This is a genomic window from Ponticaulis profundi, assembly GCF_042659465.1.
GTDB classification, from domain to species: Bacteria; Pseudomonadota; Alphaproteobacteria; order Caulobacterales; family Hyphomonadaceae; genus Ponticaulis; species Ponticaulis profundi.
In genome coordinates this window covers 90,677-112,155 of the sequence record NZ_JBHSSW010000003.1, presented here as the reverse complement: position 1 = coordinate 112,155, position 21,479 = coordinate 90,677, and the positions used below count along the sequence as shown (strand labels likewise).

Annotated in this window: 22 protein-coding genes and 1 pseudogene; 13 read left to right on the top strand and 10 right to left on the bottom strand. The window is 56.6% G+C overall.

Translation table 11 applies throughout. From position 1 onward, the window contains the following. Positions 1-120 precede the first annotated feature (120 nt). Both ACFQDM_RS02115 and ACFQDM_RS02110 read right to left on the bottom strand, forming a co-directional pair. Positions 121-2,073, bottom strand: a pseudogene (locus ACFQDM_RS02115) (TonB-dependent receptor plug domain-containing protein). Between the two features lie 108 nt (positions 2,074-2,181). Then, positions 2,182-2,526: a DUF2946 family protein gene (locus ACFQDM_RS02110; RefSeq protein ID WP_377374812.1), complete on the bottom strand. Its 345-nt coding sequence runs from the start codon at positions 2,524-2,526 to the stop codon at positions 2,182-2,184. A gap of 168 nt (positions 2,527-2,694) precedes the next feature. On the opposite strand from ACFQDM_RS02110, the gene ACFQDM_RS02105 reads away from it, so the two are divergent. The 7 genes from ACFQDM_RS02105 (at position 2,695) to ACFQDM_RS02075 (ending at position 7,826) form a co-directional block, all read left to right on the top strand. Next, positions 2,695-3,165 (top strand): DUF3775 domain-containing protein, encoded by a 471-nt coding sequence (locus ACFQDM_RS02105; RefSeq protein WP_377374809.1) that lies wholly within the window; start codon positions 2,695-2,697, stop codon positions 3,163-3,165. A gap of 15 nt (positions 3,166-3,180) precedes the next feature. Next, a complete protein-coding gene (locus ACFQDM_RS02100) occupies positions 3,181-3,612 on the top strand; it encodes a thiol-disulfide oxidoreductase DCC family protein (protein WP_377374806.1) in 432 nt (143 codons plus the stop codon). Between the two features lie 154 nt (positions 3,613-3,766). Further along, the gene (locus ACFQDM_RS02095; protein ID WP_377374804.1) at positions 3,767-4,546 is read left to right on the top strand and encodes a transglutaminase-like domain-containing protein; all 780 of its coding nucleotides are present in this window, start codon (positions 3,767-3,769) and stop codon (positions 4,544-4,546) included. Between the two features lie 72 nt (positions 4,547-4,618). Further along, positions 4,619-5,002 (top strand): hypothetical protein, encoded by a 384-nt coding sequence (locus ACFQDM_RS02090; RefSeq protein WP_377374801.1) that lies wholly within the window; start codon positions 4,619-4,621, stop codon positions 5,000-5,002. A gap of 104 nt (positions 5,003-5,106) precedes the next feature. Next, a complete protein-coding gene (locus ACFQDM_RS02085; protein WP_377374798.1) occupies positions 5,107-5,583 on the top strand; it encodes a DUF3775 domain-containing protein in 477 nt (158 codons plus the stop codon). A 68-nt stretch (positions 5,584-5,651) separates the two neighbouring features. Next, positions 5,652-6,491, top strand: coding sequence for an aldo/keto reductase (locus ACFQDM_RS02080; RefSeq protein WP_377374796.1), 840 nt, complete (start codon positions 5,652-5,654; stop codon positions 6,489-6,491). 156 nt (positions 6,492-6,647) lie between these two features. After that, the gene (locus ACFQDM_RS02075) at positions 6,648-7,826 is read left to right on the top strand and encodes an acetyl-CoA C-acetyltransferase (protein ID WP_377374794.1); all 1,179 of its coding nucleotides are present in this window, start codon (positions 6,648-6,650) and stop codon (positions 7,824-7,826) included. A gap of 55 nt (positions 7,827-7,881) precedes the next feature. On the opposite strand, the gene ypfJ is transcribed toward ACFQDM_RS02075, so the two are convergent. Then, positions 7,882-8,733 (bottom strand): KPN_02809 family neutral zinc metallopeptidase, encoded by an 852-nt coding sequence (gene ypfJ, locus ACFQDM_RS02070; protein WP_377374792.1) that lies wholly within the window; start codon positions 8,731-8,733, stop codon positions 7,882-7,884. A 50-nt stretch (positions 8,734-8,783) separates the two neighbouring features. Between ypfJ and ACFQDM_RS02065 the strand changes: the two genes are divergently transcribed. Together ACFQDM_RS02065 and ACFQDM_RS02060 are read left to right on the top strand one after the other, a co-directional pair. Continuing rightward, a complete protein-coding gene (locus ACFQDM_RS02065; protein ID WP_377374789.1) occupies positions 8,784-9,197 on the top strand; it encodes a secondary thiamine-phosphate synthase enzyme YjbQ in 414 nt (137 codons plus the stop codon). Positions 9,198-9,289: 92 nt separating this feature from the next. Then, entirely contained in the window at positions 9,290-11,086 is a 1,797-nt protein-coding gene (locus ACFQDM_RS02060) for an acyclic terpene utilization AtuA family protein (protein WP_377374786.1), read from the top strand. Between the two features lie 3 nt (positions 11,087-11,089). Here the strand turns inward: ACFQDM_RS02060 and ACFQDM_RS02055 are convergent, their stop codons facing one another. From ACFQDM_RS02055 to ACFQDM_RS02035, 5 genes are all read right to left on the bottom strand, one after another. Continuing rightward, entirely contained in the window at positions 11,090-11,713 is a 624-nt protein-coding gene (locus tag ACFQDM_RS02055) for a hypothetical protein (RefSeq protein WP_377374784.1), read from the bottom strand. A 67-nt stretch (positions 11,714-11,780) separates the two neighbouring features. Continuing rightward, positions 11,781-12,533: an SIR2 family NAD-dependent protein deacylase gene (locus tag ACFQDM_RS02050; protein ID WP_377374782.1), complete on the bottom strand. Its 753-nt coding sequence runs from the start codon at positions 12,531-12,533 to the stop codon at positions 11,781-11,783. 44 nt (positions 12,534-12,577) lie between these two features. Further along, the gene (locus ACFQDM_RS02045; protein WP_377374780.1) at positions 12,578-12,859 is read right to left on the bottom strand and encodes a hypothetical protein; all 282 of its coding nucleotides are present in this window, start codon (positions 12,857-12,859) and stop codon (positions 12,578-12,580) included. A gap of 52 nt (positions 12,860-12,911) precedes the next feature. Next, complete coding sequence (locus tag ACFQDM_RS02040; protein WP_377374778.1) at positions 12,912-13,388, bottom strand: GAF domain-containing protein; 477 nt, start codon at positions 13,386-13,388, stop codon at positions 12,912-12,914. Positions 13,389-13,469: 81 nt separating this feature from the next. Continuing rightward, positions 13,470-16,610 (bottom strand): hypothetical protein, encoded by a 3,141-nt coding sequence (locus ACFQDM_RS02035; protein ID WP_377374775.1) that lies wholly within the window; start codon positions 16,608-16,610, stop codon positions 13,470-13,472. Between the two features lie 230 nt (positions 16,611-16,840). On the opposite strand from ACFQDM_RS02035, the gene ACFQDM_RS02030 reads away from it, so the two are divergent. From ACFQDM_RS02030 to ACFQDM_RS02015, 4 genes are all read left to right on the top strand, one after another. Then, a complete protein-coding gene (locus tag ACFQDM_RS02030) occupies positions 16,841-18,319 on the top strand; it encodes an amidase (RefSeq protein WP_377374772.1) in 1,479 nt (492 codons plus the stop codon). Positions 18,320-18,386: 67 nt separating this feature from the next. Then, positions 18,387-19,379 carry a tRNA dihydrouridine(20/20a) synthase DusA gene (gene dusA, locus ACFQDM_RS02025; RefSeq protein WP_377374770.1) on the top strand — a complete coding sequence of 331 codons (993 nt, stop codon included), beginning with the start codon at positions 18,387-18,389 and terminating at the stop codon, positions 19,377-19,379. A 53-nt stretch (positions 19,380-19,432) separates the two neighbouring features. Then, positions 19,433-20,257 (top strand): sulfite exporter TauE/SafE family protein, encoded by an 825-nt coding sequence (locus ACFQDM_RS02020; RefSeq protein ID WP_377374767.1) that lies wholly within the window; start codon positions 19,433-19,435, stop codon positions 20,255-20,257. Positions 20,258-20,298: 41 nt separating this feature from the next. Then, the gene (locus ACFQDM_RS02015) at positions 20,299-20,631 is read left to right on the top strand and encodes a hypothetical protein (protein WP_377374764.1); all 333 of its coding nucleotides are present in this window, start codon (positions 20,299-20,301) and stop codon (positions 20,629-20,631) included. A gap of 31 nt (positions 20,632-20,662) precedes the next feature. Here the strand turns inward: ACFQDM_RS02015 and ACFQDM_RS02010 are convergent, their stop codons facing one another. Together ACFQDM_RS02010 and ACFQDM_RS02005 are read right to left on the bottom strand one after the other, a co-directional pair. Then, the gene (locus ACFQDM_RS02010) at positions 20,663-21,184 is read right to left on the bottom strand and encodes a TIGR02281 family clan AA aspartic protease (protein ID WP_377374761.1); all 522 of its coding nucleotides are present in this window, start codon (positions 21,182-21,184) and stop codon (positions 20,663-20,665) included. Positions 21,185-21,196: 12 nt separating this feature from the next. Next, a complete protein-coding gene (locus ACFQDM_RS02005) occupies positions 21,197-21,391 on the bottom strand; it encodes a DUF1289 domain-containing protein (protein WP_377374759.1) in 195 nt (64 codons plus the stop codon). Between the last annotated feature and the right edge of the window lie 88 nt (positions 21,392-21,479).

Genomic DNA, 21,479 nt, shown 5'->3' with positions numbered 1-21,479 from the left:
TTTACAAACAAGCGACACAAATCATGTCAATCGCCGATCCGCGCATGGTGAGGACCAGGCAGCAGGCGATAAAGAAAGCTCGCCGGGGCGACCGGCGAGCTTCGTCTTTGAGACGTGCAACTAAAAGCGAAGACGTACGCCGCCATTCACAATGAAGCCGTCATTTCGGGACCAGATATCGGTCGTCCATTGGCCATGTGCAGCACGCATTGGCAGCAAAAGCGGGTCTTCGCGCGTCTGACGAACATTCAGAATGTTCTCCGCATTGATGAACCAGCTCGCCGGGCCAATGGTGATCTCTCCCAGTATGCCAATATCGAGATAAGGCTCACTGACCGAGCGATAGGGGTTATCTGCGACGCGCTGCTCGCCCGTATAATACATCTCAAGTCCCAGCCGGAATTCGCCATGGCGTTCCCACATCGCCACCATGCCTGCGGTATGTTCCGGCGTGAGTGGCAGGGTTTCCCGGTCTGTCTCTCCCGGCTCGCTTGCGTCGGTGTAGAGATAGCTCCCCGTCAGTTTGAAGTCATTCCAGACATAGCGCGCGACAAGCTCCGTGCCCCGGATCTCGGTCGTCCCTTCCGTGTTGATCAGGCGAACCCGATCGCTGGCCACCGCTTCGAGTTCGGTGACATTGTCAACATCGGACGCAAACAGGGTCGCATTCAGCTCAATCGGGCCTGTACGATATCCAACGTCGAGAGAAGCCGTTTGGGCCGTTTCTTCGGTCAGATCAGACAAAGGCTCCAGACGGGAAAGCCCTGCGGCTTCAATTTCCTCCACGAATGGTGTTGGCGCGAAGAAACCTTCGGCGATGGAGCCGCGAATGGTCCAGTTTCCGGGCCGGTAGAGCACGGAAAACCGGGGGCTGAGCTGCGTTCCGAATTCGGAGTGATCATCCAGACGCGCGCTGAGTGACATGGACAGGTCGCTTGTCACATCATAGTCGACCTGACCGAAAACACCCGGCACATCATAGGTGTAGTCGAACACTGGAAAGGCGTCTGACTGATACTGATCAGATTGCCAGGCAAGGCCCAGCACCCAGTTCATTTTATCGCCATCGCCGGTCAGTGAGGTCTCGAACAGATAACTCTCGTGTTTATCGTCTTCGACAACATCACCAAAGACGTGTTCGTGATCCTGTACCATCGCTGACGCGCGTACCTGACCGGACAGATAAGTGTTGAATTCTTTCCGTCCGATCAGGCCGCCATCGACGCGCGTTGAGTCCTGATCGAGCGGAAAGGCTGTTCCGTCCGGTACGGTTCTGCCATCCCGCGTGCCACCTTCTCTTTGCTCGGTCATGAAGCCGAGTGTGCCGTAAAGGCTGGTCCCATTGCCGTCATCATAGAAAATGCGTGGTCTGGCCGTGAAGCGTTCATAGGCAGGCATATCAATCCAGCCATCCTGATCGAAATCTTCCAGAGACTGACGGTGCGCCCCGAGGGTCAGAGATGTGCTGAGCTGATCGGTGATCGGTGTTTCGCCATACGCGGTCAGGTCCTGGCCATCGCGAGAGGTGACGTTGAAAAGCACCTCGCCATTGGCTTCCCCGCCGGGGCGCCGGGAAATCAGATTGATCACGCCCCCAAGCGCAGATGCGCCATAGAGTGAAGAGGCAGAGCCTTTGATCACTTCGACCCGTCCGAGGTCGGTTGGTGGGATCTGAAGCACGCCGAGCTATTGTCCGCCATAAAGCGGCAAACCATCTGACAGTATCTGCGTATAGCGCCCATAAAGCCCCTGAATGCGCACATTGGCAGCGCCAAGGCCGGGTGATGTCACCTGAACCCGCACACCGCCGGTTTCATTCACAAGGGTCGCGATATTGCCCGGGCGCATGATCGCTTTTTCTTCAATCTCTTCCTGATTGATGATTTCCACCCGCATGGGTTCATCCTGTGCCATTCGGCCGGACCGGGTGGTGGTGACGATGACGCGGTCGAGCGTGGCTTCATCATCGTCATGGTCGTCGTGGTCGTCATGACCATCCTGATCGTCATGTGCGGCATGGTCAGCCGTTTCTGACACGGTTTCCTGCGCATGGGCCGGTGTTGCAGCCAGCATGGAAAGAAGCAGCGCGAGCGCTGTGCCCCGATAAAGTTCGGACATGTATAAATTCCTGAAATGAATGGAAAATCTGACAGCGCAACAGGCGCTGCCGGTTCAGACATTTCAGGTGCGTGGTGGGCGATAGAGGCTTTCCGGCGGACGTGATGCAAGCCGCACAGAGCCGTCCAGGCGAACCAGCTGCGTTGGCCGAGGGACGAGTATTCCGCTCAGCACATCACGTCGGATCATATGGAAATGACAGGTGCCGCACTGATGAGCATGATGGTCATGCCCCTGATGCTCGTCTTCATCATGCAGGTCGGCCGTGTTCGAGATCTCTGTTTCACACAGCTCTGCCGGTGTCGCCTCAGCATGGCTTGCTTCAATGCCCGGCGCGCACACCAGCATGGTGATGGCCATAGCGGCGATCATCAGGCGAAGTGCAGAAAAAACGGATGAAAGTGTCATTCAGGCGATGATGAAACAGGATTAAGAGACGGTCAGGAGGGTATCTCCAAGCGTGACGGCGAGGTCAAGCTTTCTTGCCTGCGACCTCAAGGCCGGATGACAGGTGAACCACCCTGCGTCATGCTCCAGTGAGAAAAAAAGATGTATCGGCCGAGGAGGGCACCCATCATGAAGACGATTGATACCGGAACCCCGGACATTGACCTTGGCATGTCCGAAGACACGCTGGCCGCCATCATTCTGGAAGCGAAGAGCTATGACGCTGTCATGCCGGAATCAGATGAAGATGAAGGCTCCAACGATGCTGATGACCGCGAGGTCTCTGTCCTTGAGGATCAGGATGATAATCCGGCTCTGCAAATCCTGTCCGATACCATTGAGAGCCTGTCCGTCGATCAGCAGGAAGCTCTGATTGCGCTGGTCTGGGTCGGACGCGGTGATTTCGATGCCAGCGAGTGGCAAAAGGCACTCGATCTCGCTGCGGAACGCGACAATGGCAATGTTGCCGAGTATCTGGCGGGCATTCCGCTGTTGGGAGACTTTCTGGAAGCAGGTGCAGACACGATGGGCATCAATGTCGGGGCGAGCGAAACGCGCGCCATGTCCCACTATGAGGAAGAAGACACCGACCGGAGCTAACCGGAGGGATTTGTGATGACAGAACAGGCTCCGATATATGTCTATGACGGCGTTTGCGTTCTGTGTTCAGGCGCCGTGCAATACGTGCTGCGCCATGACCGGTCTGATCCACCGATCCGTTTCGTGGATATTCTATCAGCGGAGGGCAGGGCGCTTTCGGCTACGCATGGTATTGATCCGGAAAATCCCAAATCCTTCATCTATATCGAGGATGGCAAAGCCTACACGCAGAGCGATGCCGTTTTTGCGCTGTTTGATCGTTCTGGCGGCGCTGCACGGTATCTGAAACTCTTCCGGTTTGTGCCGCGCCCCGTTCGAGACTGGGCGTATCGGCTCATTGCCAGGAACCGCTATCGGATCTTCGGGCGTCGTGACCAGTGCTATATTCCTGCACCGGATGAACGAGACCGGTTTTCCTTGTCTGAAGACGTTTCATCTGCGCGCTAAACGCCCAGATAACGGGCAGTTTCCTGATTTTTCGCAGCTGCACAAAAAAGATCAGCCCTTACACCTTGAGACTGAGGGGATGGGGGCCATCTGCCTTGATTAGCCTGTCATAAAGTCATGTTAATCTGCCAATGGAAACGGAGGGGCGCCCGCAATGCGAGTAAAGATCAAGGCCGAGCTCGACTATTATCTGGCGGAGCCCACTGATGTCCTGCTCGCCGTGGAAGCCATTCCGATGTTCGACCAGATCCTGATCAATGATCGGCTGACGGTCGCTGGAGACAGCTCTCGACTGCGCAGTGTGGAAAAGCATGGCACACCAGGACGGCGCCAATGGATGGAAGCGCGCGGTGAAACGCGCATCCGCTATGAAGCTGAAGTCGATGTGGTGCGCGAGCCGATCCGTATTTCAGGATTGCAGGTGCCACCGCGCCGGGAATTGCCATCGGATGTCATCAGCTTTCTGTTCCCGAGCCGCTATTGCGAGTCCGACCGCCTGACGACTTACGCCATGCGCAAATTCGGCTCCAAAACCGGCGGTGATCAGATCCTGATGATGTCGGACTGGATCTATGAGAACTTCTCCTATGTTCCGGGTGCCAGTGATGCCACGACCACGGCGACGGACAGCTTTCTGCAAAGGCAGGGTGTGTGCCGCGACTATGCGCATGTGCTGATCACCTTCGCGCGCGCCATGGGTGTGCCGGCGCGAATGGTGTCAGTCTATGCACCGGAAATTCAACCGCCTGATTTTCATGCGGTCGTGGAAGTCTGGCTGGATGGTGCCTGGCATCTGATAGATCCGACGCGGCTTGCACGTGAGGAAGATCTGGTTCGAATTACCTTCGGGCGAGATGCGACCGACATCAGTTTCATGACCTCATTCGGGTTTGCCCAATTGCAGAACCAGTCTGTTCAGGTCTGGTTCGTCTAAACTTCCGGCTGTGTGCGGGAACTTTTCCAATTGCGCGGCCTTCCTTGTCAGTGACGACGAAGGATGGACCCGATGATTTCTCTACTACTCGATCTCGCCAATATTCTTGGCGGCTTTCTGCTTGCAATTGGCCTTCTGGTGAGGCTGCCGAGCGTCGGTGATGATCTCGCGAAGGGCGCAAAAGCGCTGTCTCAGTTCGGCTGGGTCATCGGCATTGTCGCACTCATCACGGCTGGATATTTCCTGATCGTGCACCTGACCACCGGTCCGCACCTGTTCCACTTCGAGGTGGTTGGTCTGATCACAGGCATTCTTCTGTTGATGGATCGTGTGAAGGCCGGGCGCAATACGGGCGATCCGGTTGGCAAGGGCGCAGACCCTTTCACAACCTTTGTTGCGGTGTTCGGTGTGATTGCCATCATCGTCGGTGTGCAGGGACTTTTCACGCCCAGTTGACCCGCAAAGGGCGGTGGCGCTCCGGCTTTCGTGAACAGAGATTTTCTGAACTTCAGACGCTCCTGTGCATTGTTTTTATGTGAAGCAAACGCAAGGAGACGAACATGAAGACGATTGAAACAGGGCGTAAGACCGAAGACTTTGCCGTCTCAGAAGATGTCCTTGCGACGATTATTCTGGAGGCAAAGTCGTTCGATGCGACCGTGCCGCAAACCGATCCGAATGAAGCATCCAACGATTCAGACGACCGCGAAATCTCGGCGCTTGAAACGCAGAAAGACAATCCGGCTCGTCAGGTGCTTGAGCAGTCGATCAACGGTCTGAATGACCAGCAGAAAGCCAATCTCGTGGCGCTCGCCTGGGTTGGACGCGGCGATTATGACGCTGTCGAATGGCCCGATGCCATGCGCACGGCGAGAGAACGTGATGGCAGTGCAACGTCCTACTACCTTTCCGGCATTCCGCTGCTCGGAAACTATCTCGAAGCGGGCGCCGATGCCCTCGGCATTTCCGTTGCGGCGGCAGAGACAGAGGCACTCAGCCACAATCAGAACCCTGATCCGGTTCGCTCGGTCCGATGAGCTGCGGCGCTATGCGTTGGCGTGTGCGCCCCGGACGAACGACAAACAAGAACAGGAAGGATTCCCTTATGACACTGACAACAAAACATTTTGGTACCGAAATCCCATCTGTCGGCTTCGGTACCTGGCAATTGAAAGGCGACACAGCGCACCATTGTGTGCTGGAGGCGCTTAATGCCGGTTATCGACATATTGATACAGCGCAGGCTTATCAGAATGAGGAATATGTCGGTCGCGGTCTGCGCGATGCCAACGTCCCACGCGATGAGTATTTCCTTACAACGAAGGTCTGGATGAGCCAGTATCGCAATGGCGATCTTCAGGAATCAGCCAAAGCCAGTCTGAAGCGTCTCGGCGTCGATCATGTCGACCTGTTGCTCCTCCACTGGCCGGATGATCAAATTCCGCTATCGGAGACCATCGGTGCGCTCAATGATGCCCGTGATCAGGGCCTGACAAAGCATATCGGTGTGTCGAACTTTACCGCCACACAATTCGACGAGGTGGTGAAGCTGTCTGAAGCGCCGATCATGGTCAATCAGGTCGAATATCACCCATTCCTCGACCAGAGCCTCATGATTGAGACAACCAAGACCCATGGTGCAGCGATGACGGCCTATTGCCCGCTGGCACAGGGTAAGGTGATCGACAATCCGGTAATTGCTGAGATTGCTGCCAAACATAATCGCCATCCGACACAGATCGTGATGCGCTGGTTCGTTCAGCAGCCAGGCGTGATCGCCATTCCGCGGTCCTCGACGCCGGAGCATATCCGCAACAATAACGACATTCATGACTTCGGTCTGGATGCCGACGACATGGCGCGGATCAGCAAGCTGCGTCAGGAAGACACGCGACTGGTAGCGCCGAGCTGGGCGCCGAATTGGGATGAGCCGCTCGCCGCCTAGTTTTCCCTTGATGGGAAATGATAATTCCAAAACCTCCCGTTTGTGCGGGAGGTTTTTGCTGTTTTTGTCGCTCTGACCTGACCTAACGACAATCTTGACCCGGTTTTTCAGCCCTGTACCACAAAGGTCAGACATGAAATTCGGGGAGATAATCTCATGGCAGATGCATATATTGTTGCAGCAAAACGGACCGCGGGCGGCCGTAAGAATGGCGCACTCGCAGAATGGCACCCAGCCAATCTCGGCGCGCAGGTTCTGAACGCCATCGTGAAAGAAACCGGCATTGACCCGGCTGCTGTTGAAGACGTCATCATGGGCTGCGTAACGCAGGCCGGTGAGCAGGCTGGCCAGGTTGGCCGTACGGCTGTCATGGCATCTGATCTGCCAGACTCTGTTCCTGCCGTGACGATTGACCGCCAGTGCGGTTCATCTCAACAGTCTATTCAGTTCGCAGCTCAGGCCGTTATGTCTGGCACACAGGACGTTGTGATTGCCGCTGGTGTTGAGAGCATGTCTCGCGCGCCAATGGGTCTGAACTTTCAGGCTGGCAAGGTCATGGACATCCCGACAGACCCGACACCGAAGAACCTGAAAGAAAAGTACGGCATCCGTGGCTTCAGCCAGTTTGCTGGCGCTGAAATGATTGCCAAAAAGCATGGCCACACCAAGGAAATGCTCGACGAGTTTTCCGTAGAGAGCCACAAGCGCGCTGCGGCTGCGACACAGGCTGGTGCGTTCAAGGACGAGCTTGTCGTGATCGAAGGTCGTGATGGCGAAGGCAATAAAGTCATGCACGATAAGGACGAAGGCATCCGCTATGATGCGTCCATGGAAGGCATGGCGAAGCTGAAAATCCTGATGGAAGACGGCGTCATGACGGCTGCGAATGCCAGCCAGATCTGTGATGGGTCTTCTGCGGTCATGGTTGTTTCCGAGAAAGCTCTGAAAGAGCACGGCCTCACACCACTCGCGCGTATTCACAATCTCACGGTGACGGCTGGTGACCCGGTGATCATGCTGGAAGAGCCACTCTTCGCAACTGATCGTGCGCTTCAGCGTGCTGGAATGAAGATTTCAGAGATTGATCTTTATGAAGTGAACGAAGCTTTTGCTCCGGTTCCACTGGCTTGGCTGAAGCATGTCGGCGCTGATCCATCCAAGATCAACGTCAATGGCGGCGCGATTGCTCTGGGCCACCCACTTGGTGCTTCCGGTACGAAACTGATGGCGACACTGGTTCACGCGCTGCGCGCACGTAACGGCAAATATGGCCTGCAAACCATGTGTGAAGGCGGCGGTGTTGCCAACGTCACCATTATTGAGAACCTCGCATAAGCGAGCGTTCAGCCGACACAAGGAAAAGGTGGGCTCCGGCCCGCCTTTTTTTCGTTTAGAGATCTGCGAATGTATCACAGGCATTCGGATTGCCTGTCTGATATCCGCGACGCAGCCACATCATGCGTTCTTCGGATGTGCCGTGTGTGAAGTTTTCAGGTGTGACCGCGCGTCCCGCATTGCGCTGAAGCGCATCATCGCCAATCGCATTGGCCGTTTTCAGACCTTCTTCGAGATCACCTGCTTCAAGCGCAACGCGACCGCCTGAAACGTCTGCAGCGTTGGCAGCCCAGACACCGGCATAGCAGTCAGCCTGAAGCTCCAGCGCGACCGAATAGCGGTTTGCGTCAGCCTGGGAGCGGGCAGATTGCTGCGCCTGACGCACCTTCTGCGAGGTGCCGGTCAGTGTCTGCAAATGGTGACCGAACTCATGTGCGATGACATAGGCGCGGGCAAAGTCGGCGCCTGAAGCGCCAAGCCGCTGTTCCATGGTCTGCCAGAAGGAGAGATCCAGATAGACGGTCTGGTCAGCCGGGCAGTAGAACGGGCCCATCGCCGCCTGCCCATAGCCACAGCCTGTACTGGTGCCCTGCGTATAGATCACGGTGTTTGGCGGTTTATAGCCAGACATCTGGCGCGACCAGACATCGTTGATATTGGTGCCGATGACATCAACAAAGCGGCCTGCTTCATCTTCAGGCGTGCCGACCTCGCCGGATTGTTCCGACGCGCCTGATCCGGCAAACTGGCTGGCAATCTGCTGCGTCGTGGACGGATCAATATCGAAAACGAAGTAACCGATCAGCGCGATAATGATGACGCCAATACCGCCACCTGCCATTGCGCCTGTCTTTTTGCCGCGTCGGTCTTCCACACCGCCGCCTGCTCGCCCACCTTTCCACCGCATCGCTCACTCCTGCCTTGCAAGTTGGATTACCCAGCGTTTGAATACTCAAGATGATCGAAACCGTCACCATAGAAACGCATGGCCCTGGACTCTATGAGTTCAGCAATGCCGCTGCCCGCTTTGTCAGAGGACGAGGCGATGGGCTGCTCACGCTGTTTTGCCAGCATACTTCAGCCTCGCTCACCATTCAGGAGAACGCCGATCCGGATGTCATTTCCGATCTGCAGGCTTTCTTCGAGCGTCTGGTCCCCGATGCGAATGACCCGAGTATGGGGTTTCTGCGTCACCGGACTGAAGGGCCGGATGATATGCCAGCCCATATCAAGTCCGCTCTGACACAGGTTCACCTTTCCATCCCTGTTCAGGCAGGCCGCCTGATGCTGGGCACCTGGCAGGGGATTTATCTTTTTGAGCACCGAACGCACCCGCATACGCGCCGCGTGGTGCTGCAGTTTCCGGACTAGATAATCAGCCAGCAAATTTGTGAATGCGCCTTCCGCTACTGGTCGTCTTTGACTAAAGTCGCCTGCAAGAAAAGAACACATGGGAGGAATGTATGAGCAAGCTGGTGCGTATCGGTGGGGCAGGGGGATTTTATGGCGACTCATCCGTCGCGCCTCGCCAGCTTCTGGAAGCCGGTGTGGATTATCTCATCATGGATTATCTGGCGGAAGCGACCATGTCTGCACTCGGCCAGATGCGCCGTGCAGCACCGGAAGCCGGCTATGCCACGGATGTGGTCGACTGGATCTGGAAAGAAAACATCAAGCTTTTCAAGGAAACCGGCGCGAAGTTTGTCACCAATGCTGGCGGGCTGAACCCACGCGTCTGCGCTCAGAAAATGCAGGACGTGGCCAGGGAAGCCGGGCACGATTTCAAGATCGCGATTGTTGAAGGTGATGATCTGATCGAGCGGCTCGATACCTTCATCGATGAAGGCGTGACCGAGCTCTATAAAGGCGAGGCCTTCCCGCAAAAAGACAAGGTCCTGACCGCGAATGCCTATCTCGGCGCGCAACCGATCGCGGCGGCGCTGGCCGCTGGCGCGGATGTAGTCATCACAGGACGCGTCGTTGACTCGGCGCTGACGCTCGGTCCGCTCATCCATGAATTTGGCTGGGGCGCGGATGAATATGACAAGCTGTCTGCCGGTTCACTGGCAGGCCATGTCATTGAGTGCGGCGCGCAGGGCTCAGGCGGCCTGTTCACAGACTGGGAAGAGGTCAGCGACTGGGCTCATATCGGCTATCCGATTGTGGAATGCGAAGCAGATGGTGCCTTCACGGTGACAAAGCCTGAAGGCTCGGGTGGCCTTGTCTCAGAAGCGGTTGTCGCAGAACAGATCCTCTATGAAGTCGGTGATCCGCAAGCTTATATGCTGCCCGATGTCGTTTGCGATTTCACGAAGCTGAAACTGGAGCAGACCGGCAAGGACCGGGTGCGTGTCACCCATGCGGTCGGCTATGCGCCCACCGGTCGCTATAAGGTCTCCCTCACGCATGAAGACGGCTATCGATGCATCGCTGTCATGCCTGTGGTTGGACGTCAGGCCGCTCAGAAAGCAGAGCGACAGGCTGAAGCCGTTGTGATCCGAGTTGAGGAAATGCTGCGCAACAAGCAGATCGGACCTTTCCGGGCGCAGCGGACTGAACTTCTGGGGGCTGAAGCCAGTTATGGCGCGAACTCACGGGCTCGCGATGTGCGTGAGGTCGTCTGCAAGCTCGCTGTGGAACATGACGATCCGAAAGCGCTGAATTACTTCATTCGTGAATTTGATAGCCCGACGACGTCCATGTCTGTTGGCACGACAGGCTGGTTTGCCGGTCGTCCTCAGGTGACACCGGTCATGCGTGTCTTTTCATTCACCGTGGACACGGCAGATGTGCCAGCCCGCATGGAAATGAACGGCAAGACGCTGGTGGTGGAAGGACCGAAACCGCCGAAAGCATTCACGGAGGCGATGATTGAACGTCCGGAACCCGGCGATGTAAAAACGCCAAATGGCAGCGCGGTTTCTGTGCCACTCATCGATCTTGCCTGGGCGCGCTCCGGCGACAAGGGAGATGCCTTTAATGTCGGTGTGATTGCCCGCAAGCCGGAATATCTGCCCTTCATTCGGGCCGCATTATCGCATGATGCTGTCATGACGTATTTCGCGCATGAGTTCGAAGGCGCCGAAAACCCGGCGCTCGATATCTATGAGCTACCGGGCCTCAACGCGATCAACTTTCATCTGAAGGAATCGCTGGGCGGCGGTCAGTTCTCAACCTTGCGTCTCGATGCGCTCGCGAAGGGCAAGGCGCAGCAATTGCTGGACTATCCGGTCAGCGTGCCAGCAGAGCTGGTCGCTTAACGCTTAGCGGAAGCAATGATCTTCGGCTGGGGTTTCGTCTTCATCACAGGGACGGGTCCCCCAGTCGGTCAACTCGCGTGGCTGCAATTGTGGTTCGCCGCCAATCTGGGCGGCGAGCGGGTCGAAACCGGCATAATCAGCAGCAAATTGCGGGGCTGCCCGCGAGAGCCCATTGATGAGCGCGATTTCGTTCGGGCTCAGCTTGGGGCGGCGCGTATCGCAGTCGGAATTGTCGAACCGGTCGGCCATCGCGTCATCAGGGAAGCAATAGCCACGATAGTTGAAGACCGAGGCCATGAGGGTCTGGACCGCCATGGGATCAAACTGGCTGAGTTCGCGCATATCGGCAGAAAACGTCAGCAGCAAATGTTTGGGGATGAAGCCTTTCGTGCCGTCATCCAGTCCCGCAAAAACCCAGCCGCCTTGCGTGCCGAATACATCGAACAACTGTCCACTGCGCAACTGACCTGCAGCATCACTTTCCACATTCGGGGAACTATAGACCGGCGTCTGCCAGGTTCCGATCGGCGCATCGCCAATGGCAATCGCCCACGCTCTTGGCGTTTGCGCGTCTGCAGAAAAAGCCAGCCCAAACAGGGATATTAGTGCCAACACAGTGTGTTTCATGAAAGAGCCTCGCAATTGCGAGGCTCTCCTAGCATAATTTTTGGATCTGGCGGTAGATCAGAGGCGCTCAGTTCATCTGAAGCAATCGAAGGGTTTCAGACATTAAAGGACCGATCTCGGTGTTGAGGACGAGATCGGCATATATGTCCTGTTCGGTCGGTTCGCGGTTGACAATGGCAAGCTTTGCGCCTGTCTGCTTGGCAATGATGGGAATGTTTGCCGCTGGAAACACAACAAGTGAGGAGCCCAGCACCAGACAGAGATCTGCAGATTGCGCATACATTTCGGCAAGCTTCATCTCGGCTTCAGGCATCGCTTGTCCAAAGGAAATGGTCGCCGATTTCAGTAGACCGCCACAGGTTTCGCAGGTCAGGTCTTCATCCGCTTCAAATCTGGGACGCAGTGTTTCGTAATCATAGGGCGCGCTGCAATCGAGGCATTTTGCGTAGCTTGCATTGCCGTGTATCTCGATCACGAGATCGTCTGGCATGCCGGAATCCTGATGCAGATTGTCGACATTCTGCGTGACGACCACGCTGACTTTTCCGGCTTCGGCAAGACGTGTGATGGCATAATGACCGGCATTCGGCTTCGCACCGGTCCAGCCGGCGCTTCGGTTGAAAACCCGGTTCCAGGCTTCGCGGCGTTGGTCACGCGACGCGACAAAGTCCTGAAAATAGATGGGGCTCATCTTGCTCCAGACGCCGCCGGGGCTTCTGAAGTCTGGAATACCGCTTTCTGTGGAAATGCCTGCGCCTGTGAAAACCAGAATGTTTTCGGCCCGGGCGATGAGGTCAGCAAGTTGTTCCGCGTCTGTCATATGCGCAGACTAGCCGGGCTCTATCATTTTGTCATGAGGCGGCGCTAGCCAGCAGCGCGATCATCATCATCTGATGATCCAAAATCGATATTCAGCCAGTTGCGCTCATCTGCACTGCCACCTTCGCTGAACGTGAACCAGCCTGCAATTCCGCGTAACAGAATGAAGCCGATCGCCAGAACCCAGAAAAAGGGTGAGGTCAGCATATCGATGAAGGCAGAGACACCTTCATTTCGTGTGAAGGCGAGAACAAGGCCAACACCGCAGCCTATCACCAGCACAATCAGAACGCCTGTCAGAATCCCCGTTAGAAACCGTTTTCGCAAACCGTAACTCGTTTATCAGCAATCTCGTTTGAAACTGGCAGCCTGATCGGTTCTAGACCACCAGAAGCTCATTGCAGATACGCTCTAGCCCGATCTGGTCGATCTCATCGAACGCATCATGCGATGCCGAGTCAACGTCCAGAACCGCGATGAGTTCCCCGTTTTTGTCACGGACAGGGACAACTATTTCAGAATTGGACCGACTATCGCATGCGATATGGCCGGGGAAGGCATGCACATCTGGCACCAGCTGGGTTTCGCCGCTTGCGGCGCAGGCACCGCAGACACCTTTGCCAAACGGAATGCGAAGACAGCCCAGCGTGCCGACATAGGGCCCGACAACCAGCTCATTCGGCTTGAGCGGATCAACGACATAAAAGCCCGTCCAGAAAAAGCGTGGCTGGAAGGCCTCTGCCAGCAGGCAGGACGCCGTTGCAAGGCGCGCTGGCAGATAGGTTTCACCAGACACGACGGACAGGATTTCGTCTTTCAGCTGCGCATACAGCTCTTCGCGTGTCGGTTCGGTCATGATCTTGTCTTTCTCAGCGTTTGGCCCTGTATCGGGCCGCGATGTGCCATTCCTCTGGCATGAGAGCAAGACGCCTCACGATCACAATGGACAGCTATAGCCGTATTTGAACTCCTTGCCGCGCGCGCCCTGAATGTTTTCAGCGAGCGAGAACAGATTGACAGCCGTGCTCATGATTTTGCCTGCACCGCCAAAAATCGCCATGACGGTGGCCTTCTTCACCTCGCACGCCATACCCGCAATTGCTTTACGGACGGCGGGTTTGATGCCGCTTGAATCCAGAAGAATGATCGACATGCTGACGGCTGCGTAGAGCCTTGCCAGTCTCTGGCCATAGGCGGCGACAATGCCGAGCGAGAACGCGCCAACAGCTCCGGCAAAACCGGCCAGACCGCCGGCGACGCCCGCGGCCATCACGAGCAGGTTGAGATAGGCGATCACCTGATCGAGCTCTTTCAGCTGGCGTTCGATGCGCTCTGCGGCGTTTCCGCCTCCGGAGCCATCGGGCAGCAGGCCATAAACTTCACCGGTGGTTCGGCTGATCGACCACACGGCCGGCGTCTGTCCGTCTTCTGCGGTGAAGCTGTAATGGCCCGGATAGGCGAACATGTCCTTGATCTTGCGATTGAGCTTTCGCCAGTCATCGATCTTTTCGTCCTCCAGACCTGCATCTGAAAACTGACCGAGATCAATCCGGGAAAGCGACTTACCGTCCAGCATGCTGTGTGTGCTCTGGTCGAACAGGCCTGTTTCCAGCATGGCAAGGTTCAGCGAATTGGTGAATGAGACATCAATCAGCTTGTCACGGTCCGGCGTCAGCACGCTCGCATAAGACAGAGGCAGAATATCGATCCGCCGCACCACGCGGTCGGTGTTCATCACGGCATGGGTTGAATAGAGAATGGTGCGCAGGCCTTGCTCTGCTGTGGCGAAATCTTCGCCCGACAAATCGCCGCTTCGGACAAGAAACGGATAAAGATCTTCGGGCAGAACCGCGAAGCCCTTGTCCAGCTCATCAATCATGGTTTGCAGGTCTGCATCGTCCTGGCGCGCCAGATCGTCGAGACTTTCCTTGCTGAGGCGGGATGTCAGCAAATCGTCGAGCACGGTCGAAACCGAAGGCGTCGGGCCTTCGAAAGCGAGCATGTGCTGACCGAACATTGCGCCCTGCAGCGCATTCAGATGCTCGTCTGTGACCTCATCAGGGCTTTCTGCGCCGACAAGCGTCCGTGTGATCGAGTGGTCGCCGACCCGCACGGTCAGCTGAAGCCCGGCAAGTTTTCGCCCGCGTGCCAGTGCGCCTTCGACTGTGTAGGTGGCTTCGAACTGGCGACCGCCAAGGGTCAGAACGACCGTGCGCTCGCCTTTGTCGGCGGTGGGGGCGTTATAGCTCAGCTTGTAGGGAGAATTCAGTTCGCCCGATTCAAGCATGCTCTGAATGGCGCTCTCGATATCGGCTGTGCCATTTTCCGCAACGCTGATGGCCGTCCCATTTGTGGCGCGTGCCATCTGGTCGAAAAGGTTTTCCGCTCCGGATCGGGCACGCGTTTCCTCCATGGTCCGATTATTGACGTTCAGTATGATGCCTTTGGGGCCATTTGCGAGCAGTTTGAGGTCGCTGTCGGTGGGTTTCCGGCCGTTCAGATCCCCATCCGTGGCATAGACGATCAGGCTGTAATTCTCAGCCGATGCACGGATCAGATGCGACCAGAGGCTGGAATTGGTGGACCGGATTTTGACCGTGGCGTTCGGATGAACGCTCTCAGCATAGGCCTTCACCTTGTCGTAAAGCTCAACCATTTTCGGTCCGTCTGCACGGTGTTGCCCGCCCCCGCGATATTCCTTCGGCATGGAAAGGGAGTTGTCTGCCAGAAAGAGAATGCGCGGCGCCGTTTCCGAAGACGTTAGGAGGTGCGAAGCGGCTTCTGTCTGGTCAGCAATGGCAAAATCACCGGATGTGAGGCCTTCAACCAATGCGCCATCTGCGTTGCGTGGATAAACCTTCAGGCCCATGGTCGGAAACCGGCTGGCATCCGGCTCAATTTCGACGCTCGCAACCTTGCCCGCAAACCCGGAGGCCTCACGGCTGGCGACTTTGTCACCATTGATGAGCACGCCGCCCTCTTCATCCAGCTCGATCCGGTCACCTTCCAGCGTGACTGTCGTACCAAGTACAATGGATTTCTCCGGTGTCAGCTCTTCGCCGTCCAGAGCCTGAACCTTCAGGACAGGGGTAAAGGAGCGGATATCACCAATGCGCGAAACCAGCGTGGTTTCCGTGTCACCCAGCGGATCAAAGCCGATCTGAACCTGACGTCCGGCAACTTTGTCCGCGTCCCATTCGGCTTTGGCGATCTCGAAGGGCTCGTCCAGAGACTCGTTCGTAATCGCTGTCAGCGTCAGTGTGACAGGCAGTGTGTCTGACGATTGTCTCGCCTTTTTTGCACGCAGGTCTTCGGGCCATGGCATCAAATCCATATCCGGTCTGATCGGGTCAGCCAGCAGATAGCTGCCATCTTCCTGCGTAATGCGCACAACCGTCAGGTCGCCATATGTCTGATTGCGATATTCAGACCGTCCAATACCGTTCTTCTGATCTTCGCTCAGAAGGGATTTCAGCGCCTGCGCGGTCGCTTTGGATTTCGCCTCCAGATCCAGGTCTGCATTGGGGGGCAATTCCGGCATCTCGAGACGGGTCATCCAGTTTTCCACCTGCCCGTCGGGAATGTCCGGTTCGAAGGGCTGAGAAAAGGCGCGATACACATAGCTTTCTGCCTGCTCGCCGGTCGGGCGGAAGATGTCGACCATTTCTGCATTAGCCCCGGCCTGATTGAGCAGGTCAGTGAGAATTTCAGCTTTCTCGCGCGCAGTCCCGGCACCAGCTCTCAGCGCCGCGCGCTTGCCAAACTTCCGATTTGCACCAAACGTGAAGCGAAAGCCTTCAGCAGACACAAGCCGGATCTCGTCGCGAACGAATTTGTGGATGGCATCCAGGTCGCCTGCGGACACGAGCGCTCTTGCGCGGGACAGCGTATGATCCGGGCTTGTGCGCAAAAGGCTCTGCATTTCACGCCAGATATCGAATTTGTCTCCGCCAGCCGGTAGCTCCGGCGACTTCTGACATGCGCCCAGAAGAGGCGAAAAGCTTCCCAGCACAACGCCGCTAATGCCCAGTTTCAGCGAGCTGGCGAGCAAGCCTCGTCTTGAAATTGTCGTGTCCATTGCAGGATCCCCCGAACCGCCTGATTTGAGTGTCATACTCTTTCAACGCATTTAGCGGCCGACAAGGGACATGGAGAAATATTTCAGAAGAATCTGATTGGTAGCGTGTCCGAATTTTGCTGAAAATGATGACGCAGGCGTCAGGTCGCTTGTCAGCTGCACCAAAACCGCCGACACTCCTCTGACACATAGATCGGCAAAAGTCCGGCATATTTCAGGAGGAGGATTCAATGAAGATCAGCAGACGCAACACGCTGCGAAGCGCGGGGGCGCTGGCGGCCTTTTTGCCACTCGCATCAGCCTGTGCCACGGGCCAGTCCAGAACCGCAGACCCGACTTCAGGTGATTTTGTTGACGGTGTGCGTACGGCAGAAATGATCGCCAATGGCGATGTCAGTGCCACAGAAGTCGTGAACGCTGCAATCGATCGGACCGAGCAGGTCAATCCTCAACTGAATGCACTGGCTTTCAAAGCTTTCGATCAGGCACGCGAACGCGCCGCAGCAGGTGTGGATGGGCGTCTGGCTGGCGTGCCGACCTTCATCAAGGATCTCAACAACTGGAACGGCATGGAGACCAAATACGGTAGCCGCGCCTTTGTCGGATACATGCCGGAAAAAGATGATCCGATCTCTGCGGCGTGGCGCAAGGCCGGCCTGATTCCGCTGGGCAAGACGACCTCGCCGGAGATTGGTCTGACCGCAACCACAGAACCGCTGGTGACGGGCGCTTCGCGCAATCCCTGGAATATCGATTATTCAACAGGTGGGTCGTCAGGTGGGGCTGGCGCCATGGTGGCCGCGCGAGTGGTCCCGTTTGCTCATGCCTCTGATGGGGGCGGTTCCATTCGCATTCCTGCGAGCTGCAATGGCGTGTTCGGTCTGAAACCCTCTCGCGGCCGTCTCTATCACCAGCCAAGTGCGCCGCCGGTAGAGATTTCTGTTTCGCATGCCGAGACGATCAGCGTGCGTGACAGCGTCGCGGTTTTCCGCATCAATCAGACAACCGACTATGCCGATATCGGTGCGATATCTGGACCTTCGACGAAGCGCCTGAAGGTTGGCGTGGCGCTGTCCACACCGACTGGCGTTCCGATCGATCCGGAAGTTCTGGCAGCGACCGAGGCAACAGCAGAGCTGTGCCGTGAACTTGGCCATGAGGTGTTCGAATACAAATTCGACTTCAGCGGAGCGGAATTTATCGACAAATTCACGCTCTACTGGGCTGCAGGGGCTGCCGAGTTCGTGCAGCAGGCCAGTGCGTTTGCGGGTAAGACGCCAGGTCCGGACCTTGTTGAAGGGCTGACACTGTACCTCGCTGGACGGGCACAGCAGCGAGAGGCCGAGGTGCCTGAAGCCATTGCATATCTCAAAGGCTTTGAAGCGCTGTATGACAGCTGGTTCGAAAACATGGATGTCCTGTTGTCACCGACTTTGCCGCGGCTGCCATTTGCCATTGGTGAGATCGGCCCGGATGTGCCGCCAGATGAGCATTTCGCGAAGGTCAGTGATTATGCAGCCCTGACACCCTTGATGAATGTCTCGGGCGCAGCCTCCATGTCGGTTCCGCTTGCATGGAGCCAGTCCGGCCTGCCGATTGGCATGATGTTTTCCGGTAAGCGCGGCGATGATGGCATGCTGTTCGAACTCGCCTACGAGCTGGAAGCGGCCCGTCCGTGGGCTGGCAAAGTGCCGCCGGTTCACGCCTGAGCAGCTGCGCATTTGAGTGAGAGGCGATTTTCCGGTATGAGCGGCGCTTTGCTATAACCAAGACGCCATGACCCCGATCGATTATCGCTTCTCTGTTGCGCCCATGATGGACTGGACGGACCGGCATTGCCGTGCCTTCCACCGCGAACTGTCTGCGCATGCGCTGCTCTTCACCGAAATGGTGACGGCCGATGCCGTAATCCATGGCGAGCGCGAGCGGCTGATTGGTTTTTCCGATGTCGAGCACCCGCTCGCCATCCAGCTCGGCGGGAATGAGCCATCAAAGCTCGCTGAGGCCAGCCGGATTGCCGAAGACTTTGGTTATGATGAGGTCAATCTGAATTGTGGCTGTCCGTCCGACCGTGTGCAGTCGGGTGCCTTTGGTGCCTGCCTGATGCGCGATCCCGAACTGGTGGCTGAGTGCCTGTCAGCCATGCAGGCGGCGGTCAGTATTCCTGTCACGGTGAAGCATCGAATTGGCGTGGATGATGATGAGCCACGCGATCGGCTGTTCGGTTTTGTCGAGACGGTCTCTCGCAACTCACCTTGCACGGTCTTTACCGTTCATGCTCGTAAAGCCTGGCTGAAAGGGTTAAGCCCGAAAGAAAACCGGGATATTCCGCCGCTTGATTACCCGCTCGTTCACGAGCTGAAAGCCGCTTATCCGCAGCTGACCATTCTTCTGAATGGCGGACTGGCGACGATGGAAGATTGCCTGCCGCATATGCCGGTGCTGGATGGTGTGATGCTGGGGCGTGCGCCATATCAGAATCCATCCATTCTGCTGGACGTAGATGAAACACTGTTCGGTGGTGTCCGCCGACATCCTGACATGGTATCGGCGCTGTCGGCCTATCGTCCTTATCTGGTGCGTCAGCTGGAGCAGGGGACACCATTGCATGCGATGACGCGTCATATCCTCGGCGCGTTCAATGGCTTGCCGGGAGCACGCCAGTGGCGCCGGCACCTGTCTGAAAATGCACCGCGCCAGGGCGCTGATATTTCTGTCTTTGATGAGGCACTTTCCAAGGTGACGCGTCTGTCCGTCTCCGCAGCGTGAAGCCCTGACACTATTTGCTTGCTGTTCTCGGCCCGGCCTGCAACACAGCGAAGATGATCGAAACGCTCACACCTTATCTTCCGATGCTGGCTGCGCTGATCGCAGCGGGCCTGTTCGCCGGTCTTGTCGCGGGTCTGTTTGGCATTGGCGGCGGCGTGGTGATTGTTCCGACGCTCGCCTTTGTCTTTGCACAGCTCGGGTATGAAGACGTTGCCATGCACATGGCTGTCGGCTGCTCGCTCGCGACCATTGTGGCGACATCCATCCGCTCCGCCATGTCGCATCATAAACGCGGGGCCGTCGATCTGGATGTTGTCAAAGGTTGGGTCCCCTTCATCATGGTCGGTGCTATTCTGGGGGCATTGATCGCAGGTGCCATGCCATCCGAAGGCATGCGCGCTGTCTTCGGCACCATCCTTATTCTGGTGGCGCTTCAGTTCATTCTTGGTCGTCCGACCTGGAAACTGGCAGACGATCTGCCGGGCGGTGTCACGCGGATTGGTCTGGCGTCCGGCCTTGGCGCGCTCTCTGGCATTATGGGGATTGGCGGCGGCGTCTTCGGTGTAACGCTGATGACGCTTTGCGGGCGATCCGTGCACAAGGCCGTCGGAACCGCGGCGGCATTTGGTGCAGCTATTGGTTTTCCGGCAGCCATCGGGTTTGCCATTACCGGCTGGGCCGTTGCAGACCGTCCGCCATTTTCGCTCGGCTACCTCAATGTGCCTGCCATTGTGATCATTGCGTTGATGACGACAAGCATTGCGCCGGTCGGAGCAATGCTGGCACACCGCATGAATGCGGTGATGCTGCGCCGCGTGTTCGGCATCGTGATGCTACTGATTTCCGCAAACATGCTACGTGTGGCGTTCTTTTCGTAATCTGATCTGTGCGAGCATATCCGGGAGGGAGGACATGACACATGTCAGACTTTTCACGAAAAGCGCTGCTGCGCATTGATGATGTACGCACTGGCTTGCTGAGCCAGGGGCAGACCATCAAAATTCAGACGCAGTCCGTCTCACAGTCACTCGACTTCGAAATCGGTTCACAACTCATCCGCGTTGATGGTGTGTGCGCGCAATATGAGGGCCAGTGCTATTTCCTCTGTGCGCATCCGTCCGAGATGATCAATTTCGATGGTACGACCTCGGTTGCTATCCTTCCCGTTGATCGCGCCGATATGTCGACACTCACACCTTGGCAGACGGCGCAGCTGGATACGGTCGGACAGGGCCAGCTCGAATTTTTGTAAGAGGTCAGCCAACAAAAACGGCTTGGCGTTTCTATTCGCGAATGATCATTGAGGATTTGCGTACTTCATAGGAATGAAGCTCGCCGAGAAAGCTCATGCCGAGCAGGGATTGTTTCAGCTCTGACTCGATCACAAGCGCCTCAACCTTCTCGACCGATACATTCCCGATCTTGATTTCATCTAGCAGAATGAAGGCACCGCGCGTCTCTCCGCCTGCCGTGTTCACCTTGTACTGGAAATCGAGGTCCTCGTTTCCATAGCCAAGGCGCAGGGCATCTTCACGGGTCAGGGCAACGCTGGTCGCACCTGTGTCGACCATGAAGCGGACGCGCGCCTTGTTGACCATGGCATCGGCCCAGAAGTGATTGTCTGGTCCTTTCTTCAGCACGGCGGCTTTCGGGCCGGGCGCCTCAGGACGAAACTTGTCATAGGATTTCGGTTTCTTTTCCTCTGCGACTTCGGCTTCTGATTCGAAGTAGGATTCATTCGCCTTGATGGCGATCCCAAGTCCCGCGACGACGATCAGAAAAATAGGCAGAAGAAACTTGTTCATGTGTCAGGCCGATCAGAGTTTTCCCATGTCGCGCAGCGTATCGAGGCGCGATTTACAGGCATCGATAACATCATCTCGTTGCTGATCGGTGTATTTGGTCCATTGACTTATCTCTTTCAGAGATCGGCCGCAGCCAAGGCACCAGCCTGTTTTTCCGTCGACAGCGCACACCTTGATACAGGGGGAGGTGATAGGTTGTTTCATCATGCCTCCATTGTGCGTGATAGATGATTGATCGCGCAAGTCGCCCGAAGAAACATAGTTTTGTTACATTCGGGGTTTAAGCGCCTTCTTG

Coding starts and splice junctions, on each gene's coding strand:
- dusA (WP_377374770.1), top strand. CDS start 18,387: ATGACCCCGATCGATTATCGCTTCTCTGTTGCGCCCATGATGGACTGG.
- ACFQDM_RS02040 (WP_377374778.1), bottom strand. CDS start 13,388: ATGACCGAACCGACACGCGAAGAGCTGTATGCGCAGCTGAAAGACGAA.
- ACFQDM_RS02005 (WP_377374759.1), bottom strand. CDS start 21,391: ATGATGAAACAACCTATCACCTCCCCCTGTATCAAGGTGTGCGCTGTC.
- ACFQDM_RS02055 (WP_377374784.1), bottom strand. CDS start 11,713: ATGAAACACACTGTGTTGGCACTAATATCCCTGTTTGGGCTGGCTTTT.
- ACFQDM_RS02065 (WP_377374789.1), top strand. CDS start 8,784: ATGATCGAAACCGTCACCATAGAAACGCATGGCCCTGGACTCTATGAG.
- ACFQDM_RS02105 (WP_377374809.1), top strand. CDS start 2,695: ATGAAGACGATTGATACCGGAACCCCGGACATTGACCTTGGCATGTCC.
- ACFQDM_RS02050 (WP_377374782.1), bottom strand. CDS start 12,533: ATGACAGACGCGGAACAACTTGCTGACCTCATCGCCCGGGCCGAAAAC.
- ACFQDM_RS02095 (WP_377374804.1), top strand. CDS start 3,767: ATGCGAGTAAAGATCAAGGCCGAGCTCGACTATTATCTGGCGGAGCCC.
- ACFQDM_RS02110 (WP_377374812.1), bottom strand. CDS start 2,526: ATGACACTTTCATCCGTTTTTTCTGCACTTCGCCTGATGATCGCCGCT.
- ACFQDM_RS02060 (WP_377374786.1), top strand. CDS start 9,290: ATGAGCAAGCTGGTGCGTATCGGTGGGGCAGGGGGATTTTATGGCGAC.
- ACFQDM_RS02010 (WP_377374761.1), bottom strand. CDS start 21,184: ATGAACAAGTTTCTTCTGCCTATTTTTCTGATCGTCGTCGCGGGACTT.
- ACFQDM_RS02085 (WP_377374798.1), top strand. CDS start 5,107: ATGAAGACGATTGAAACAGGGCGTAAGACCGAAGACTTTGCCGTCTCA.
- ACFQDM_RS02035 (WP_377374775.1), bottom strand. CDS start 16,610: ATGGACACGACAATTTCAAGACGAGGCTTGCTCGCCAGCTCGCTGAAA.
- ACFQDM_RS02020 (WP_377374767.1), top strand. CDS start 19,433: ATGATCGAAACGCTCACACCTTATCTTCCGATGCTGGCTGCGCTGATC.
- ACFQDM_RS02075 (WP_377374794.1), top strand. CDS start 6,648: ATGGCAGATGCATATATTGTTGCAGCAAAACGGACCGCGGGCGGCCGT.
- ACFQDM_RS02030 (WP_377374772.1), top strand. CDS start 16,841: ATGAAGATCAGCAGACGCAACACGCTGCGAAGCGCGGGGGCGCTGGCG.
- ypfJ (WP_377374792.1), bottom strand. CDS start 8,733: ATGCGGTGGAAAGGTGGGCGAGCAGGCGGCGGTGTGGAAGACCGACGC.
- ACFQDM_RS02100 (WP_377374806.1), top strand. CDS start 3,181: ATGACAGAACAGGCTCCGATATATGTCTATGACGGCGTTTGCGTTCTG.
- ACFQDM_RS02015 (WP_377374764.1), top strand. CDS start 20,299: ATGTCAGACTTTTCACGAAAAGCGCTGCTGCGCATTGATGATGTACGC.
- ACFQDM_RS02090 (WP_377374801.1), top strand. CDS start 4,619: ATGATTTCTCTACTACTCGATCTCGCCAATATTCTTGGCGGCTTTCTG.
- ACFQDM_RS02080 (WP_377374796.1), top strand. CDS start 5,652: ATGACACTGACAACAAAACATTTTGGTACCGAAATCCCATCTGTCGGC.